Below are 1,296 nucleotides of genomic sequence, written 5' to 3'. Positions count from 1 at the left end.
GCCATTGAGGATGCAGGGATGGTCGGCCGCCGAAACGTAGAGATGGCTCATGCGGATGGCGCCGCGCCCCATCTGCCAGTCCGGCGTAAGCAGCGTCGAGGCGGCTTCGGTGGCGCCGGAGGTGAACACGACATGCTCGGACCTGGCGTTGACCAGCCGCGCCACGTCGCGGCGCGCGTCCTCGACCAGCCGGCGCGCGGCGCGGCCCTCGGTGTGAACCGATGACGGGTTGGCGGCATCGAGCGCGGCGACCATCGCCGCCCGCGCTTCCGCAAGGAGCGGCGCGCTGGCGTTGTAGTCGAGATAGGCGCGGGTTGCGGCCATTTTCGCTCAGTTCGTCCTTCCGCCAACTATCCCGCGAGGATAGCGCGTTATTTCCTTGAAATTGCAAGGCAAGCCGTCCTATTTACCCGGCTTGCGGCGCGGGCGGCCGGACCATCGGGTTTCGGCCTCCCAGTTTTGAACAATTCTAAACTAGCTTCTAGGAAGACGCTCGCCCGGCGTCAAGGCCACAGAAGGTTTGGGGCCGCAGGACAGTTAGGGCCGAAAGAGTTCCGGGCTAGCGCATTCATATGCCACGTGGAGTATTTTATGCCTGAGGTCATTTTCGCCGGTCCGGCTGGTCGCCTGGAGGGACGCTACCAGCCCTCGAAGGAAAAGAGCGCCCCGATCGCCATCGTGCTGCATCCGCACCCGCAATTCGGCGGCACGATGAACAACAAGATCGTCTACGACCTCTTCTACATGTTCCAAAAGCGCGATTTCACTGTGCTGCGCTTCAATTTCCGCGGTATCGGCCGCAGCCAGGGCGAGTTCGACCACGGCACCGGTGAATTGTCGGACGCGGCCGCGGCGCTCGACTGGGTGCAGTCCCTGCATCCGGATTCGAAAAGCTGCTGGGTCGCCGGCTATTCCTTCGGCTCGTGGATCGGCATGCAGCTTCTGATGCGCCGGCCGGAGATCGAGGGCTTCATCTCGGTGGCGCCGCAGCCCAACACCTATGATTTCTCCTTCCTGGCGCCTTGCCCGTCATCCGGCCTGATCATCCATGGGGATGCCGACAAGGTGGCGCCGCCCAAGGACGTGCAGGGGCTTGTCGACAAGCTGCACACCCAAAAGGGCATCACCATCACCCAGAAGACGCTGCCCGGCGCCAACCATTTCTTCGCCAATGACGCCGAGTTGCTGATCCACGAATGCGCTGACTATCTCGACCGGCGCCTCGCCGGCGAGCTCGCGGATCCTCGGCCGAAGCGGCTGCGCTAAGCCCGAAGAGTGCCAGCCCGGGTCCCTTAT

The 1,296-nt window shown here is 63.7% G+C and carries 2 protein-coding genes; one reads left to right on the top strand and one right to left on the bottom strand.

Annotated features, from left to right (window positions below):
* On the bottom strand, positions 1–324 hold a 324-nt coding region (locus EOA28_RS36050; RefSeq protein ID WP_128315856.1), incomplete at its 3' end, for an aminotransferase class V-fold PLP-dependent enzyme.
* Between the two features lie 267 nt (positions 325–591).
* On the opposite strand from EOA28_RS36050, the gene EOA28_RS36045 reads away from it, so the two are divergent.
* Positions 592–1,266, top strand: coding sequence for an alpha/beta hydrolase (locus EOA28_RS36045; RefSeq protein WP_095818525.1), 675 nt, complete (start codon positions 592–594; stop codon positions 1,264–1,266).
* The last annotated feature ends 30 nt before the right edge of the window (positions 1,267–1,296 follow it).

It is taken from the genome of Mesorhizobium sp. M2A.F.Ca.ET.067.02.1.1 (assembly GCF_004023285.1).
Lineage (GTDB): Bacteria > Pseudomonadota > Alphaproteobacteria > Rhizobiales > Rhizobiaceae > Mesorhizobium.
Note: the sequence above shows the minus strand (reverse complement) of the source record. Positions and strands in the feature narration are given on the sequence as shown.